This is a genomic window from Brevibacillus fluminis (assembly GCF_003710825.1).
Classification (GTDB): domain Bacteria; phylum Bacillota; class Bacilli; order Brevibacillales; family Brevibacillaceae; genus Brevibacillus_D; species Brevibacillus_D fluminis.
Map to the genome: position 1 here is coordinate 632,216 of NZ_RHHQ01000012.1, position 16,517 is coordinate 648,732.

Annotated in this window: 14 protein-coding genes; all 14 read left to right on the forward strand. The window is 51.7% G+C overall.

The features are described 5' to 3' along the window. Positions 1 to 21: 21 nt before the first annotated feature. On the forward strand, positions 22 to 1,170 hold the full coding sequence (locus EDM56_RS17065) for a glycosyltransferase family 4 protein (RefSeq protein ID WP_122919070.1): 1,149 nt from the start codon (positions 22 to 24) through the stop codon (positions 1,168 to 1,170). Between the two features lie 4 nt (positions 1,171 to 1,174). Then, complete coding sequence (locus EDM56_RS17070; protein WP_122919071.1) at positions 1,175 to 1,810, forward strand: PIG-L deacetylase family protein; 636 nt, start codon at positions 1,175 to 1,177, stop codon at positions 1,808 to 1,810. Then, a complete protein-coding gene (locus EDM56_RS17075) occupies positions 1,807 to 2,502 on the forward strand; it encodes a WbqC family protein (protein ID WP_122919072.1) in 696 nt (231 codons plus the stop codon). The genes EDM56_RS17070 and EDM56_RS17075 overlap by 4 nt, the downstream gene beginning before the upstream one ends. 13 nt (positions 2,503 to 2,515) lie before the next feature. Beyond that, positions 2,516 to 3,742 (forward strand): glycosyltransferase family 4 protein, encoded by a 1,227-nt coding sequence (locus tag EDM56_RS17080; protein WP_122919073.1) that lies wholly within the window; start codon positions 2,516 to 2,518, stop codon positions 3,740 to 3,742. 62 nt (positions 3,743 to 3,804) lie between these two features. Beyond that, complete coding sequence (locus EDM56_RS17085) at positions 3,805 to 4,953, forward strand: DegT/DnrJ/EryC1/StrS family aminotransferase (protein WP_122919074.1); 1,149 nt, start codon at positions 3,805 to 3,807, stop codon at positions 4,951 to 4,953. Further along, complete coding sequence (locus tag EDM56_RS17090; RefSeq protein ID WP_246009418.1) at positions 4,950 to 5,567, forward strand: sugar transferase; 618 nt, start codon at positions 4,950 to 4,952, stop codon at positions 5,565 to 5,567. Before EDM56_RS17085 ends, EDM56_RS17090 begins: the two co-directional genes overlap by 4 nt. 16 nt (positions 5,568 to 5,583) lie before the next feature. Continuing rightward, on the forward strand, positions 5,584 to 7,470 hold the full coding sequence (locus tag EDM56_RS17095) for a polysaccharide biosynthesis protein (RefSeq protein WP_122919076.1): 1,887 nt from the start codon (positions 5,584 to 5,586) through the stop codon (positions 7,468 to 7,470). A 63-nt stretch (positions 7,471 to 7,533) separates the two neighbouring features. After that, positions 7,534 to 8,565: an LCP family protein gene (locus EDM56_RS17100; protein ID WP_183192481.1), complete on the forward strand. Its 1,032-nt coding sequence runs from the start codon at positions 7,534 to 7,536 to the stop codon at positions 8,563 to 8,565. 111 nt (positions 8,566 to 8,676) lie between these two features. Next, positions 8,677 to 10,383, forward strand: coding sequence for a phospho-sugar mutase (locus EDM56_RS17105; RefSeq protein ID WP_183192482.1), 1,707 nt, complete (start codon positions 8,677 to 8,679; stop codon positions 10,381 to 10,383). Between the two features lie 16 nt (positions 10,384 to 10,399). After that, on the forward strand, positions 10,400 to 11,293 hold the full coding sequence (gene galU / locus EDM56_RS17110) for a UTP--glucose-1-phosphate uridylyltransferase GalU (protein WP_122919079.1): 894 nt from the start codon (positions 10,400 to 10,402) through the stop codon (positions 11,291 to 11,293). A gap of 117 nt (positions 11,294 to 11,410) precedes the next feature. Beyond that, a complete protein-coding gene (locus EDM56_RS17115) occupies positions 11,411 to 13,141 on the forward strand; it encodes a sensor histidine kinase (protein ID WP_122919080.1) in 1,731 nt (576 codons plus the stop codon). Next, complete coding sequence (locus EDM56_RS17120) at positions 13,116 to 13,901, forward strand: LytR/AlgR family response regulator transcription factor (protein ID WP_122919081.1); 786 nt, start codon at positions 13,116 to 13,118, stop codon at positions 13,899 to 13,901. Before EDM56_RS17115 ends, EDM56_RS17120 begins: the two co-directional genes overlap by 26 nt. Before the next feature lie 192 nt (positions 13,902 to 14,093). Next, a complete protein-coding gene (locus tag EDM56_RS17125) occupies positions 14,094 to 16,181 on the forward strand; it encodes a carbon starvation CstA family protein (RefSeq protein WP_122919082.1) in 2,088 nt (695 codons plus the stop codon). Further along, positions 16,178 to 16,390: a CstA-like transporter-associated (seleno)protein gene (locus EDM56_RS17130; protein WP_122919083.1), complete on the forward strand. Its 213-nt coding sequence runs from the start codon at positions 16,178 to 16,180 to the stop codon at positions 16,388 to 16,390. The genes EDM56_RS17125 and EDM56_RS17130 overlap by 4 nt, the downstream gene beginning before the upstream one ends. Positions 16,391 to 16,517: the final 127 nt, after the last annotated feature.

A 16,517-nucleotide genomic window follows, 5' to 3' on the forward strand; every position in this document is an offset into this window, starting at 1 on the left:
GGGCATGAGGAGGAGCACAGGGTGGAGAGAAGAAAGATCGCTCATTTGACATCCGTACACGAGCCAACCGACACGCGCATTCTTCATAAAGAATGCCGAACGTTAGCGCAAGCAGGGTACGATGTCGTTCTTATCGCACCGCATGATCGTGACGAATGGCTCAACGGGGTGCGTATTCGTGCGATCCCGCAGCCTAAGAGCCGATTGGGGCGAATGCTGCAGACCACTTGGCAGGTTTATCGCACGGCGGTAAAGGAAAACGCAAGCGTGTATCATTTCCATGATCCCGAGTTGATCGGGGTGGGTGTGATGCTCAAAACGCTTGGAAAAAAGGTTATCTATGATGTACATGAAGATTTGCCGCGGCAAATTCTAAGCAAAGAGTGGATTCCCAAATGGCTTCGCCACGGATTAGCAGTTGTGAGCGAAGCAGTGGAGGGGACGGCAGCGAGAATTTTTGACCGGATCGTCACGGTAACGTCGACCATCGCCGAGCGGTTTCCCGCTGAAAAGACGGTGATTGTCAAAAACTACCCGATTCTGGGGGAGTTGACGACGATAACGGCATGCCCTCATGTCGAACGTCCGCTATGCGTCACCTATGTGGCGGCTGGGATCACTACCGTGCGAGGAATTCTCGAAATGGTACATGCGATGGGGATCCTTCAGCATTCCGGAATCCGCCTCATTTTGGCTGGGCACATATCTCCAATTGAATTGCGTGATAAGGTTGCAACGTATCCGGGGTGGCAATGCGTGGAGGAAGCGGGCTATTTGAATCGAGAACAGGTCGGATCGCTTCTAAACAATGTACGAGCAGGGCTGGTCACGCATCATCCCATCGTGAATTATGTGGATTCGTTGCCTGTGAAAATGTTTGAATACATGGCAGCTGGCATTCCGGTCATCGCTTCCGATTTTCCGCTTTGGAGGGAAATTGTCGAAGGAAGCGATTGCGGCTTATGCGTCGACCCGCTTTCTCCGGAACAAATTGCGGAAGCGATTCAGTGGATCGTCGAGCATCCAGTGGAAGCGCACCGGATGGGGGAAAACGGCCAACGAGCGGTTGCAGATCGATACAACTGGGATCGGGAAGCAAACAAATTGCTTTCTGTTTATGAAGAGCTGTCGGCAGTGCACGAAAAGACGCAAGTGACACAGGTGAGGTGAAGGTATGACATTTGAAAAGATTTTGGTATTGGCTCCTCATACCGACGATGCAGAACTAGGATGCGGCGGCCTGATTGCCCGCAGCATCGAGGAGGGACGGCAAGTTTTTGTGGCGACCTTTTCCACAGCGGAGGAGTCGGTGCCGGAGGGAGCGCCTCGCGATTTGCTGAAGCACGAATTTTTTCGCGCCATATCCGTATTGGAAGTGCCAAATGACAATTTGTTTTTGTTCCAATACCCTGTCCGTCGATTTTCTTCCTTTCGTCAGGATATCTTGGAAGATTTGGTGAAGCTTCGTAAAAAGATACAGCCTAACCTGGTGCTGTTACCGTCTGCACATGACTTGCATCAGGATCATCAAGTGCTCAGCCAGGAAGGGTTACGGGCATGCAAAGATGCTTCTGTATGGGGATATGAAATGCCATGGAACAACGTTTCCTTCCATGCGCAGGCGTTTGTCACGTTAGAAGAACGTTTTGTCCGTAGAAAATGGGAGGCGCTGCAGGCTTATCAATCGCAAATCGAGCTGGGGCGGCCTTATTTTACCGAGGAATTCATAACGGGCTTAGCTAAGCTGCGGGGGACGCAAATCAAGACGGAGTGGGCGGAAGCATTCGAAGTGCTGCGGGTGATCGTATGATAGTGACGATCCATCAGCCAAACTTCCTTCCGTGGCTTGGTTTTTTCGACAAAATGGCGTGCGCAGACGTGTTCGTGCTATTGGATCAGGTTCAATTTACGCGACGTGGCTATCAAAACAGGGTACAGATCAAAGGGAGCAGCGGTGTTCAATGGCTGACAGTACCAGTAAAGACGAAGGGAAAATACTACCAGCTGACGAGCGAAGTTGAGATCGATGGTGAGGCAGACTGGAAAAAAGACCATCTTCGTACCTTGCATACTTTATATAGCGGAACCGCGGGCTATGCGAATACGATAGCTGCCGTAGAGGAGCTTTACACCCCGCAGTTACGAAAACTAACCGATTTGACGATTCCGGGGATCACACTCATCGCTGAACGGTTGGGAATCAGCCCTAGACTGATCCGTGCTTCCGAGCTGAATGTGTCAGGCAGCCGTTCTGAATTGCTCGCCAATTTGGTGGCAGCTGTTGGGGGAAACACCTATTTATCAGGTCCAAGCGGGAAGCAGTATTTGGACGAAGGGGTGTTTGCGGAAAGAGGAATCCGGGTTGAGTACCATCATTTTGAGCCTAAACCATACCCGCAGCGATTCGGACCTTTTATCGCCGGATTAAGCGGTTTGGATTATTTGTTTCATGATCCGACTCTCTCGGTTTGGAAGATGATGCGGGGAGATCACGTACAGTGAGGAGGGGACGACAATGAACATCATGTTTATTAATCCATACGCTGGATCGATGCGGTACGGGATGCAGTTGCGTCCCTATTATCTGGCGAAAAAATGGGTCAAGATCGGTCATCAGGTGACAATCGTTGCGGCTACCTATGCTCATGTCCGCACGCATCAACCAAATCCGTCCGGAGGCATCGCTGAGGAAGAAGAGGATGGAATCCGCTACGTTTGGCTGCCGACCATGGAATACGAAGGAAATGGTCTGAAGCGTGTCATCAATATGATGCAGTTCTCTTGGGCGCTGCTGCGCTTGCGTAAGCAGCTTGCGGAGCGCTATCAACCCGATGTGGTGGTTGCTTCCTCGCCACACCCGTTCAGTATTTTTGGAGCAGAAAAGATAGCGCGGCAAACAGGCGCGAAGCTTGTGTTTGAAGTACGTGACCTATGGCCGCTGACGTTGATCGAGCTCGGCCACAAATCACCGTGGCATCCATTTATCATGCTGATGCAGTATGCGGAAAATTACGCCTATCGCAAAGCAGATAAGGTGGTTTCGCTGCTGCCAAAAGCGGATCGCTACATGATCTTGCATGGTATGGAACCGCACAAATTCACGTATTTGCCAAATGGCATCGATGTGGATGAGTGGCAGCAGGTGTTAGAGGGTGGCGTGCCTGAGTTACATCGAGAGACAATCGCTCGCTACAAGGCAGAAGGTCGCTTTTTACTTGCTTATACAGGTTCGCACGGGCTGGCTGACTCGCTTCATCATTTGGTTGCTGCTGCTGATGAATTGCGTGATCAGCCCGTCGGCTTTCTATGTGTCGGCCATGGTCCCGAAAAACCAGCGCTTGAACAGCTTGCCGTCGAACGTGGTTTGGACAATGTGGCGTTTTTGCCACCGGTATCAAAAGCCGCTTTACTCGAGCTGCTCACGCAAATGGATGTACTCTACATCGGCTGGAAACGCGAGGAGATGTATCGGTTCGGTGTTTCTCCGAATAAGCTGTTTGATTACATGATGGCGGCAAAACCGGTCATCCACGCAATTGAGGCTGGAAACGACCCCGTTGCTGCAAGTGGTTGCGGCATCACCATACCGCCTGAAGATCCACAAGCGATCGCGCAGGCGATTAGCACGTTGCGGGCAATGAGCGGTAAGGAGCGTGCTGAAATGGGCATGAGGGGAAGGGAGTATGTACTGGCGGAGCACAACCTGGAGCAACTGGCTGCCCGCTTTCTCGCCGATATGTAGACGTGAGTTGCTCAACCGTATCCCAAGAGAGATGACGATCCGTGGAAAGGATTTGGATAAGCATGAAGATTCCGTTTTGTTTGCCGCATATCGGCGATGAGGAGATTCAGGAGGTCGTCTCCGCGATCAAATCCAATTGGCTGAGCAAAGGACCAAAAACATTGGAATTCGAGGGCGAATTCGCCAAGTTTGTCGGCGTCTCGCATGCGGTTGGACTCAATTCTTGCACGGCTGGCTTGCATCTTGCCCAATTAGCGATTGGTATCGGACCGGGCGATGAGGTGATCACGAGCCCCTATACGTTTGTCGCTACCGCCAACACGATTCTGCATTGCGGGGCGACCCCCGTCTTTGTAGATATCGACCCGCTCACGCTCAATCTGTCGCCAGAGTTAATTGAGCAGGCGATTACACCGAGAACGAAGGCAATTATTCCCGTGCATTTTGCCGGTTATCCGTGCGAGATGGATCGAATCGTTGACATTGCCCGTCATTATCACCTTTCCATTATTGAGGATGCGGCCCATGCTGTTTACACGAGGTACCGGGAACGAAACATCGGCAGCATCGGCGATATCACGTGCTTCAGCTTTTATGCAACAAAAAATTTGACCACAGGGGAAGGCGGCATGGTTACCACCAGCGACGAGGAATTGGCTGCACGCATTCGCATGTTGAGCCTACACGGCATGAGTAAAAACGCCTGGAACCGCTATGCCGAAAAGGGGACCTGGTATTATGAGGTCGAGCATGCGGGCTATAAATATAACATGACCGATGTGCAAGCCGCGTTTGGTCTGTTGCAATTGCAAAAGCTCGAAGCAATGCAGCAAAGGCGCGCCCAAATCGCAGCGCTCTATACGTCGATTTTGTCAGAGTGTGAGGGGGTGGTCCTTCCATACGATTCTGCTGAGCATCGGCATGCTTGGCACCTTTATAGCATCCGGATCGATCCAGAGCGTTTGGCTATTAGCCGCGAAGCGTTTATCACCAAGCTGTCTGCTGTTGGAGTTGGTACTTCCGTCCACTTCATCCCCATCCCTCATCATCCTCACTACAAAAGGCTCGGCTACAATCTCCACGAATATCCGCAAACGCGAAAAGTCTACGAAGGCACGATTTCGCTACCGCTCTATCCAGGACTGACCGACGACCAGGTTGCCTATGTAGCGGCAGCGGTTTGCGATATCGCTTCAAGACACAGAAAATGATGATGAAACGCCGCTATTTGTACATCAAGCGTCTTGTTGATCTCTGCTGCTCGATTGTGGGACTCGTGCTCATCAGCCCGTTGTTTCTCGTTCTCTCGATTTGGATAAAGCTCGATTCCAGCGGCCCTGTTTTTTTTCGCCAAAAACGGATCGGAAAAGGAGGGCATGTATTTCTCATCTATAAATTCCGTACGATGATCGTCGATGCCGAAAAACAAGGAAAGCAGATTACCGTTGGAGATGACCGACGCATTACGAGATGCGGAACAATCTTGCGAAAATACAAGTTAGACGAGCTACCGCAACTGATCAATGTGATCAGGGGGGAAATGAGCCTTGTTGGGCCGCGCCCAGAGGTACCAGCTTATGTGGAACTGTATGATGACCAGCAAAGGCGGGTGTTTACCGTGAGTCCCGGTTTGACGGATGAGGCTTCGATCAAGTACCGCCATGAGAATCAATTGCTGCAAGTCGCTGAGGATGCCGAGCGCACGTATATCGAGGTTATCATGCCTGACAAGCTGCGGATCAATTTGCGTTATCTAGAAACAGCCTCCATAAGAAAAGATTTAGGGATCATCCTCAAGACGTTGTTTGCAGTGGTAAAACGATAGTGGGAGGATAGGACGTATGACCTTTCGTCAACGGTTGCTCTTTTTGGGAACGCTGGATGCCCTGATCGTGACTGCTTCCGTCTTAACTGTCTACTTGCTGCGATTTGAATTTGCCGTTCCCCAAGCGGAAAAGCGACTGCTGCCTTACGTGATCATCTCCCATGTGATTTTAAATTTGCTTGGGTTTCATTGGATGAAGCTGTATCATCGGCTGCTTCAGTACGCCAGCATGGCTGAGGTCATAGCCATTGTGAAAGCAGTCACCATAGCTGAACTCGGATGCTTTTTTCTCTTTCGATCGGTAGCAGCCGTATTTCCCGATATGACGGTGCCGAAATCCATTTACATTGCATGGGCGTTGATCATTCTGGGCGTCGGTGGCTCACGCATAGCATGGCGATTGTTTCGTGATACGTATTTGCTTGAGCCGACAGGGATGAAAAGGCGGAATGTGCTCATCATTGGAGCAGGACAGGCGGGAGTGCTGGTCACAAAAGAGTTGCGCTATGCCAAAGATTCAACCCTGCAACCGGTCGCTTTTATCGACGATGACCGAAAGAGACATCGGCTGGAGTTGATGGGTTTGCCCGTCGTTGGAGGGCGGGAAGCCATTCATACAGCTGTCGAGCGCTACGACATTCAGGATATCGTGATTGCGCTGCCCTCTGTGTCACAGGCGGAAATTGCCAAAATCATCGATATTTGCAAAACAACGACTGCTAGTGTAAAAATACTCCCGAGTATCGCGGATGTGATCAAGGGAAAAGTGTCAATTGGGATGATCCGTGACGTGCAAGTAGAAGATTTACTCGGCAGAGAGCCAGTAAAGTTGGATCTCGACGGTATTGCAGGCTATGTCTCGAACGAGGTTGTGCTTGTGACTGGTGCTGGAGGGTCAATCGGATCGGAGCTGTGCCGCCAGCTGTTGCGTTTTTCTCCCAAAAAATTGCTGCTTTTAGGGCATGGTGAAAACAGCATATACGAAATCGATATGGAGCTAAGGCGAACGTTCCATGAAGCGGTCCTCGTACCTGTGATTGCTGATGTGCAGGATCGCCGCCGACTGGAGGAGATTTTTGCGCAGCACCGCCCAAGCGTAATCTTTCATGCTGCGGCGCATAAGCATGTTCCGCTCATGGAGCTAAATCCCGCGGAAGCAATTAAAAACAACGTGTTGGGAACAAGAAATGTGGCTGAGTGCGCCCATCGATTCGGTGCGTCACATTTCGTGATGGTGTCAACCGATAAGGCGGTCAATCCGACCAGTGTCATGGGAGTGACCAAGCGACTAGCGGAGCTGCTGGTGCAAGGCATGGGCCGCTACAGCACGACCAAGTACGTGGCGGTCCGGTTCGGCAATGTGCTAGGTAGCCGCGGGAGCGTCATACCTGCTTTCAAAAAGCAAATTGGCCACGGTGGTCCTGTCACAGTCACTCATCCAGACATGATTCGGTACTTCATGACAATTCCTGAAGCGGTTCAGCTTGTCATCCAAGCAGGTTCACTTGCCAATGGCGGAGAGATTTTTATCCTCGATATGGGAAAGCCGGTGAAAATTGTTCAGTTGGCGAGAGATCTCATTTCCTTATCGGGTTTCAAGCCGGAAGTGGATATTAAGATCGAGTACACGGGAATTCGTCCGGGCGAGAAGTTATATGAGGAGCTGCTGACCCGTGAAGAAGGGATCACTGCTACCAAGCACGATCGCATTTTCATCAGCCAGCCGATACCGTTGGAATGGGAAGCGTTTATGGAACAAATAAATATGCTCGAACAGTATGTGCAGAAGCCGGAATCGATCGAGTCGAGGGATCTCCATGATCTTGTATTCCACCTTTTGTCATCGCATCAAGATCAGACGCAGAGTGAACGCTCCGAAACAAAAGCGCCCGTGCTTTTGTAAAGTCAAATGAGATAAGCATTGCGAATGCGCTATGATTCGAGAACAAGGGAGAGGGTAGTGGATATGAAGCCAATACGTGAGTGGAAAAAACGGACAAAATGGATCGTGGGTAGCTCAACGTTCCTACTCCTCTTCCTTTTCGGTATGATTGGATACACGGCTTGGCAGTTGTATGATACGGCCAAGGCAATGTATCAACCTGTCGAACGTCTCCCTTCGCTTCCTAGGCAGGAGGCACTAGCGCAGGAAAAAGAGCAGGCGGTGGATGAAGAGCAATCTGTTGTCGATCAGCGAGACAATGCAGCATCAGGGTCTTCAGCAACACCTCAAGCAGCAACGAAGAAAGAGCCGATTCAGACGACAGCCTTTTTACTATTGGGCGTAGATCATGATTCTGCAGCGACTGATACAGGCAGAACCGATGTCATTATGCTTGCGATTCTGAACGGAAAATCAGGTAAACTGACGCTGACCTCCATTCCACGTGATACCTATGTCCAGATCGCGGGAAAGAACCATAAAGATAAAATCAATGCAGCTTTTCATTCAGGGGTGGAGACAACGATCGCCACAGTAGAAAATTTCACTGGCGTCATCGTCGATCATTACGTACTTTTTAATTTCGACGGCTTTGTCAAGGCGATTGACAGCATGGGTGGAATTCAACTTGATGTGGATGCCAATGCGGCAGTCGAATTGAAGGTACAGGCCGGGCTGCAGCATTTGGCAGGAGCCCCCGCTCTGGAGTATGCGCGCTTTCGCAGCGATGCGCGGGGCGATTTTGGTCGCAATGAACGCCAGCAGAAAGTAATGAAGGCCGTACTGGAGGAGAGCAAGGGACTGCGTTCGCCTGACAAAATCAAGCAGATTCTTGATACAGTGGGCAAAGATGTGCGAACAGACCTCACGTTTTCCCAGATGGTGACATTCGCAGCGCATTTGGACGACTTCTCGGCGGACAATGTCGATCAGATTGTTTACTCGGCTAGCACCGCGAGATTCGGTCCGCAAAATCTCAGCTATGTATTAATCGATGATACGGAGCGAAAACGCGTCACGAACTTGTTAAAGGCGACAATTGGGGCTGCAAAATAGGGAAAACGTGCATTGTCTGTCCAAACGGCATATTGTAGGATAGAAAATATTTGCTACAACGAGAGCGAGCTGACTGTAAAGATGTCTTATATGCAGGAGTATTATCGATGGTTGGCGCACGGTGATATGTCGACCGAATTAAAGGAAGAACTTGAGCATATCCGATCCTTGCCGGCTGAAATTGAAGATCGTTTCCACAAAGAGCTGGAATTCGGGACCGCCGGGTTAAGGGGCTTGATCGGGGCGGGAACGAACAGGATGAATCGATATACCGTACGGAAGGCTGCGCTTGGATTCGCGCAGTATATCTGCAGGCAAGGTGAAGCCGCGAAACGGCAAGGCGTCGTAATCGCTTATGATTCGCGGTTGAATTCGTATTCCTTCGCGGACGAAATCAAGCAGATACTGGTGCAGCGAGGCATATCTGTTTGGTTTTTTCAAGAGCTTGCACCCACTCCTCTTTTGTCATTTGCAATCCGTTATTACGGGGCTTTTGCCGGAATTGTCGTGACGGCAAGCCACAATCCTCCTGAATACAATGGGCTAAAGGTCTATACTCAATATGGTGGACAAATGACGGATCATATCGCTTCCGAGGTGTATCGGGATATTCAGCAGGTTGGGGATACACTTGTGATGGACACGTCTAGCGATTGGTTATGCTCATCAGGACGAGGCGAGATCAGAATGATCGGCGACGAACTATTTGCAGCGTATGGGGTACAGGTCGAACGATTGCTTGTACAACGCCAGTTGATTGAATCTGCAGGTGACGAACTGTGCATTGTATACACGCCGCTGCACGGAACTGGGAAAAAAGTCGTGAGACAGCTTCTTGCAAATAGCGGCTTTCGTAACGTTCATCTTGTATCGGAACAGGCAGAGCCGGACTCGCGTTTTCCGACCGTGATGGCACCAAATCCGGAGGATCCTGCGGTGTTTGAAAGCGCGCTGCGGCTCGCACAAGAAAAGCAGGCGGATCTGGTGATCGCAACGGACCCTGATGCTGATCGACTTGGGGTCATGGTCAAAACAGGTGATGGATTTCGGATGTTGAACGGTAATCAATTGGGTGTGCTCTTGCTTCACTATCGTTTGGATCAGTTGTCCGAAAAGGGGCAGCTACCGTCAAACGGGCGTTTCATAAAAACGATCGTAACATCGGATCTCGGGGAAAAGATCGCAAATAAATATAAGGTCGTTACGGAAAATACGCTAACCGGCTTCAAATATATCGGTGAAAAAATGGAAGCGTATGAACAAGAAGGGACAGGACGCTTCCTGTTTGGTTACGAAGAGAGCTTTGGCTATTTAGCCGGAGATTTTGTCCGTGACAAGGATGCGGTTCAGATCGCGGCCATCGTCGCGGAAATGGTGTTGGTCTATAAGCGGGCAGGGAAACATTTGTTCCGCGTCTTGGAGGAGATTTACGTAGAATTCGGGTATTATACCGAAGAGTTGCTTTCCGTTACGCTGCTCGGAAAACAGGGTCAAGAACTGATTCAGGAACAGCTTGCCGCATTACGTCAAAATCTACCTACCGAAATTGGAGGCATTCAAGTACGGCTGGTGGAAGATTACAAGACGGGCCAGAGAATTAATAGAAAAACGAGTGAAATGACGAAACTTCCTTTGCCTCCGTCCAACGTGATCAAATTGATCATGGTTGACGGTTCCTGGCTGACAATCCGCCCTTCAGGTACCGAACCCAAAATGAAAGTCTATCTAAGCGCAAACGCGGCTCAATCCGAACAGGATGCAAATGAAAAGCTGCAGCGACTCAAAGCAGGGATTAAACAGCTGATAAGACTCACGTAAAGAATGAGGGTGCACATTGGAAAAGAGACAAATAAAAAAAGCGATTATTCCGGCTGCCGGCCTCGGCACGCGTTTCCTCCCTGCAACCAAAGCGATGCCCAAAGAAATGCTGCCGATCGTCGACAAACCAGCCATTCAATATATTGTGGAAGAAGCGGTTGATGCAGGCATCGAGGACATACTTATCGTGACGGGAAAAGGCAAACGTGCGATCGAAGATCACTTTGACAAAGCGATTGAGTTGGAACAGCAGTTGGAGCAGAAGCAGAAGCACGAATTGCTCCAGCAAGTGCGTCAATCATCAAAAATGGCAACGATTCATTATATCAGGCAGCAAGAACCGCTTGGATTGGGGCATGCTGTATGGTGTGCCCGTAAATTCATCGGTGATGAGCCGTTCGCGGTGCTGCTGGGTGACGACATTGTCATAGCAGACAAGCCCTGCATCAAGCAGTTGTGTGAAATATACGCGGAGACGAATGGCTCGGTCATTGGCGTGCAGGAAGTGGCGGATGAACAATTACCGCGCTATGGTGTCGTCGATCCATTTTCTGAAAGAGGGCGCTTGTATCAGATTCGCAGCCTTATCGAGAAGCCACCTTTAGGAACGGCTCCATCCAATCTCGCCATCATGGGCCGCTACATCTTAACGCCTGGCATTTTCGCTTTTTTGGACAAGCACGAGAAAGGCGCTGGCGGTGAAATTCAACTAACAGACGCCATTCAGAAGCTGAGTGGGCAGGAGAACGTGCATGCCTATCGCTTCGAAGGTGTCCGCTATGATGTGGGAGACAAGCTGGGCTATATTACTACCTCAATCGAGTTCGCACTGCGAAATGCGGAACTGCGCGAGCCTTTACTAAACTTCATCGAGTCGGTTCTAATGGAGGAAAAAGCCAACGATCGTTAAGAAGCATGCGTGGGGGCTGGCTACGGCTAGCTCCCTCTTGACGATAATCCAGCCTGCTATAGATAATGAAAGTGCCCTAACTGGTAGGGCAATTGTTCTGGCGAAAGGAGACATTCCATGGAGCCATTATTCCATCCTCTCACCATTTCGTTGGCTGAGCGTGCGGCTTTATTGGTTGTGGCAGCACTGCTGCTCACTCGAGTAAAAGCGTTTCGCAGCATTCTCCATCACAGGGCGACGTTGAAAGAAAAACTGATCATGGTGCTGATTTTTTCGGGCATCTCGATTTATGGTACCTATTTGGGCATCCCGTACCAAGACGCCATCGCCAATTCACGTGTGATCGGAACGGTTATGTCCGGCCTGCTGGCAGGGCCGTGGGTAGGCGCCTTCACCGGCGTGATTGCCGGCATCCATCGTTATTCGCTGGGCGGCTTCACCGCGCTTTCATGCGCTGTGTCCACGGTGACCGAAGGCGTACTGGCGGGGCTGGTCTATCATGCCTTGCGCAAAAAACGCGATGTCACCTGGCAGGCGGCGCTCGTGGTCGGCTTCATCGCGGAATGGATGCAGATGGGGATCATTCTGTTGTTTTCTCGCCCCTTTGATCAGGCGTTGGACCTGGTCAAAACGATTTCCATCCCGATGTCTCTCGTGAATTCTCTGGGAATTGCTATTTTTATGATTATTGTCGGCTTGGTGCGGACGGAGGAAGATCGGATCGGGGCGCTGCAAGCCCAGCGTACGCTGCGGGTTGCGGACAGGACGCTGTCCTTTTTGCGGGAAGGCTTGACGACTGAGGCGGCGGGTTCGGTGGCAGAGGAGATTTTGCGCACGACCAATGTCGCAGCGGTCGCGATCTGCGATACCAAAAAGGTGTTGGCACATGTTGGCATAGGTTCCTCGCACCATCTGCCAGGGCGGGAGATTATTACAAACGCCACTCGCGAGGTGCTGGAAAAGCAAGAGGTAAAGATCGCCCAAACGAAGGAAGAGATCGGGTGCACGGAGAAAAATTGCACACTCCGTTCGGCGATTATTGTGCCGCTTTTGACAAAGCGAGGCGCGGTGGGTGTGCTGAAGCTGTATCAGGATCGTACGCGCAAGCTGTCCGCGGTAGACCTGGAGCTGGTTCGCGGCTTGGGCGCACTGATTTCGACGCAGCTTCAGATCGCGGAGCTAGAAAAGCAATCGCGCCTGTTGGCCACCGCAGAAATTAAGGCGCTACACGCGCAGATCAACCCCCATTTTTTGTTCAATGCACTGAATACGATCGTGTCCTTCATCCGCTTTCGGCCGGAAAAAGCGAGAGAGCTCTTGATCTATTTAAGCGATTATTTCCGGCGCAATCTGCACGACAGCGGCGGTTTCGTGACGCTGGCGCAGGAGATTGAGCACATCGAAGCGTACGTCGCGATTGAGCGGGCCCGTTTTGATGAAAAGCTCAAGGTGCATGTGGAAATTGAAAGCGGTGTCGAGCAGACAATCGTGCCAGGACTGGTGCTGCAGCCGCTGGTGGAAAACGCCATCAAGCACGGCTTGCTTCCCAAACGCGAAGGCGGAAGCGTTTCCATTCGGGCGAGGCGTGTCCAGAACAGTCTGGAGCTGACGGTCGCTGACGACGGGATCGGGATGGAGCGCGATCCGTTTGCCCCGCTAACACAGACGCGGGAAAGGGCGGATCGGTTGTCCGGAATCGGCCTCGCCAATGTGAAGGGCAGGCTGCATTCCATCTATGGGCCCCCGTATGGCATCGCGATCCAAAGCGAAAAAGGGAACGGGACGATCTGTACCATCACACTGCCGTTGGGAGGGGAAAGCGTTGCTCAAAGTGTTTATCGTGGATGATGAAATGCCGGCACGCGCGGAGTTGCGCTATTTGCTGCAGCAGTATGAAGACATCGAGGTGATCGGCGAAGCAGCGAGTGGCGAGGAGGCGTTGGAGCGAATTCCGGATCTTGCGCCGGATGCCGTCTTTTTGGACATCCAGCTGCATGACCGCGATGGCGTCGATGTGGCAATCCATTTGCAGAGCACGCAGGAAAATCCGCCCGTCATCGTTTTTGCCACTGCCTATGAGATGCATGCGGTGCGCGCTTTTGAAGCGGAGGCGGAAGATTACTTGGTTAAGCCAATCAACGAGGTGCGCCTGGACAAGGCGATCCGCCGACTACGCAAGACGGTTGGCAGGACCGGGGAAAAAAGCGGGGAGGACGTCGGGCTGACCATCGAGCAAGTGACGGCTCTCGTGCAAAGCGCGTTGGAGGAGCATAAGCCAAAGCGGATTCCGGTCGAGAAAAGCGGCAAAATATTGCTCATCGATCAGCAGGAGATCGTCTATGCCACCGTAGATGGTCGATATGCCAGCATTTACACTGATTGCGAGCAGTATGCGACGTCGTTTACGCTGCAGGAGCTGGAGTTGAAGCTGCCAGCGAATCAATTTTACCGGACACACCGCGCCTTCATCGTCAATTTGGCGAAGACGGGGGAGCTTATTCCCTGGTTTAAAGGCTCCGTCCATCTGATTATGAAGGACAAGGAAAAAACGGAGATACCCGTCTCACGCAATGCGGTTAAAGAAGTAAAGCGCCTACTTGGCTTTTAGCCAGGGGCGCTTTTTTCGCGTGAATATTTACCGTTTATCGTGAAATCGGTTTCATTTTCAAACGCCTATAGTGCCATTCACGTTTGAATTTTGACTGTTTAGCCAATTTCCATTTTTTCTCTCCCGGATCTTTCGTACACTTCTGACAAATCATTATTCTTCCATTCTCGTTATCGGAAAGGAGTTAAAAGGATGAAACGAGGACTTCTCTCAATCTTCATCTGGGCGGCCATCGCGGCGGCGGGTGCGGCAGGGTTCGGTGCACTTGCACTTTCGCGGGGCGAATCGGTCAATACGATTTGGTTATTGCTCGCCGCTGTCTGTACGTATGCATTCGGGTATCGCTTCTACAGTCGCTTCATCGCGAACAAAGTGATGGGGCTCAATGACAGGCGTGCAACGCCTGCGGAAATCAACAATGACGGCAAAGATTTCGTGCCGACGAACAAATGGGTGCTGTTCGGCCATCATTTTGCCGCGATCGCTGGAGCGGGGCCGCTGGTTGGTCCGACGCTTGCCGCGCAAATGGGCTATTTGCCCGGAACCATTTGGATCATCGTCGGAGCCGTTTTGGGCGGCTGTGTACAAGACTTCGTGATTTTGTTTGCGTCGATGCGCCGGAACGGCAAAAGCCTGGGGCAAATCGCCAAGGAAGAGATCGGGCCTGTCGGCGGGGCGCTGGCATTGGTCGGGATTCTGGCCATCATGATCATTTTGATTGCTGTTTTGGCGATGGTTGTTGTAAACGCTTTAGCAGAATCGCCATGGGCGACCTTTACGATTTTCATGACGATCCCGATCGCCCTCTTGATGGGCGTCTACATGCGATTTATCCGGCCGGGGCGCGTCATGGAGGCCTCCATTATAGGGCTAGTCTTGCTGTTCTTCTCGCTTTACCTGGGGCAGGCTGTAGCGGCTTCGCCGACATGGGGTCCTGCCTTCACGTTTGGCAAAGTGCAGCTGGCGCTGATGATCATCATCTACGGCTTCATCGCATCCGTGCTGCCGGTATGGCTGCTGCTGGCACCGCGTGATTACCTCAGTTCGTTTCTTAAGGTGGGCACCATTGCGGTGTTGGCCGTCGGCATTATCTTGACGCTGCCGCCGCTGCACATGCCAGCCTTCACCCGATTCGTCGATGGCACAGGGCCAGTGTTTGCAGGTAATCTGTTCCCGTTCTTGTTTATCACGATCGCGTGCGGTGCGATTTCGGGCTTCCACTCGCTCGTCTCTTCTGGTACGACGCCGAAAATGATCGCCAAGGAGTCCCATGCGACGGCGATCGGCTACGGCGGGATGCTGATGGAATCGATGGTCGCGATCATGGCGATGATCGCCGCTTGCGTGCTGACGCCGGGTATGTACTTTGCCGTTAATGCGCCAGCCGCCGCAATCGGTGTGGATGCTGCCGCTGCGGCCGAGGCGATCAGCAAATGGGGCTTTGTGGTTACGCCTGACCAAATCACCGCGCTTGCCGCAGATGTGGGAGAAAAGACTATCCTGTCGAGGACGGGCGGTGCGCCATCGCTCGCAATTGGAATGGCGACCATTTTCTCCGCGATCGTGGGCGGCAAGGCGCTCATGGCGTTCTGGTATCATTTTGCGATCTTGTTTGAAGCTGTTTTCATCCTAACGACAATTGATGCCGGAACTCGTGTCGGACGCTTCATGGTGCAAGATTTGCTGGGGAACGTGATTCCGAAAATGAAACAGATCGATTGGCTCCCGGGCAACCTCGTCGGTTCCGCCGTTATCACGGCAGGCTGGGGCTACTTCCTTTATCAAGGGGTAACCGATCCGTTAGGTGGCATTTATACGCTGTGGCCGCTGTTTGGCATCGCCAACCAGATGCTTGCAATCATCGCGTTTGTCGTCGGCACGACGATTATCTTAAAAATGGGCAAGGCGCGCTACGCATGGGTGACCTTGTTACCGATGGCATGGCTCGCATCGGCGACAATGTACGCGGGCTGGCTCAAAGTGTTCTCCTCCGATGTCAAAATCGGGTTCTGGGCTCACTCCAAAGCGTTCGCTGCCAAGCTAGCGGCGGGCGAGCTGCCAGCAGGAGTGAAGACGGCCGAGGCGGCGAAAAAGATGATCTTTAATGATCAGATCGATACTGTGGTATGCGTCATCTTTATGGTGATTACGCTGGCTGTCGTCATCGATGCTTTGCGCCTGTGGTTCACTATCCTACGCGGCGGAAAATATTCTCTGCAAGAATCGCCGTACGTCGAATCGAAGGGCGACCCTGTCGAGACGGGCCATCATGTGGCATGAGATACCAGCGAAGGAATCTAAAAACGCTGCTGCGGAGAATCCGGACCGTGATTAAGACCGTTTTCGGCATGCCTGACTACGACCGCTATCTCGATCACTGGTACCGTACCCACGCCAAGCCGGGCGAATTCCCGATGTCGGAAAAAGAATATTACGTGTGTGCGCTAAAAGACCGCTACGAACGCGGCGGCGTATCGCGCTGCTGCTGACGGATGGATAATCGAAAGCAGCTCAAATGCTGGAGGCCTTGTAGAAGGGCCTCTTTTTTTGCCTACACCACCGTTGTTTCCGTTCCATTTGACAAACGGCCCGTGATCAAGTAACCTGAAAAAAATA

What these genes read in the sequence shown, in the direction of transcription:
- EDM56_RS17070 (WP_122919071.1), top strand. Translation starts at nt 1,175, where the DNA reads ATGACATTTGAAAAGATTTTGGTATTGGCTCCTCATACCGACGATGCA.
- EDM56_RS17075 (WP_122919072.1), top strand. Translation starts at nt 1,807, where the DNA reads ATGATAGTGACGATCCATCAGCCAAACTTCCTTCCGTGGCTTGGTTTT.
- EDM56_RS17080 (WP_122919073.1), top strand. Translation starts at nt 2,516, where the DNA reads ATGAACATCATGTTTATTAATCCATACGCTGGATCGATGCGGTACGGG.
- EDM56_RS17085 (WP_122919074.1), top strand. Translation starts at nt 3,805, where the DNA reads ATGAAGATTCCGTTTTGTTTGCCGCATATCGGCGATGAGGAGATTCAG.
- EDM56_RS17090 (WP_246009418.1), top strand. Translation starts at nt 4,950, where the DNA reads ATGATGATGAAACGCCGCTATTTGTACATCAAGCGTCTTGTTGATCTC.
- EDM56_RS17095 (WP_122919076.1), top strand. Translation starts at nt 5,584, where the DNA reads ATGACCTTTCGTCAACGGTTGCTCTTTTTGGGAACGCTGGATGCCCTG.
- EDM56_RS17100 (WP_183192481.1), top strand. Translation starts at nt 7,534, where the DNA reads ATGAAGCCAATACGTGAGTGGAAAAAACGGACAAAATGGATCGTGGGT.
- EDM56_RS17115 (WP_122919080.1), top strand. Translation starts at nt 11,411, where the DNA reads ATGGAGCCATTATTCCATCCTCTCACCATTTCGTTGGCTGAGCGTGCG.
- EDM56_RS17125 (WP_122919082.1), top strand. Translation starts at nt 14,094, where the DNA reads ATGAAACGAGGACTTCTCTCAATCTTCATCTGGGCGGCCATCGCGGCG.
- EDM56_RS17130 (WP_122919083.1), top strand. Translation starts at nt 16,178, where the DNA reads ATGAGATACCAGCGAAGGAATCTAAAAACGCTGCTGCGGAGAATCCGG.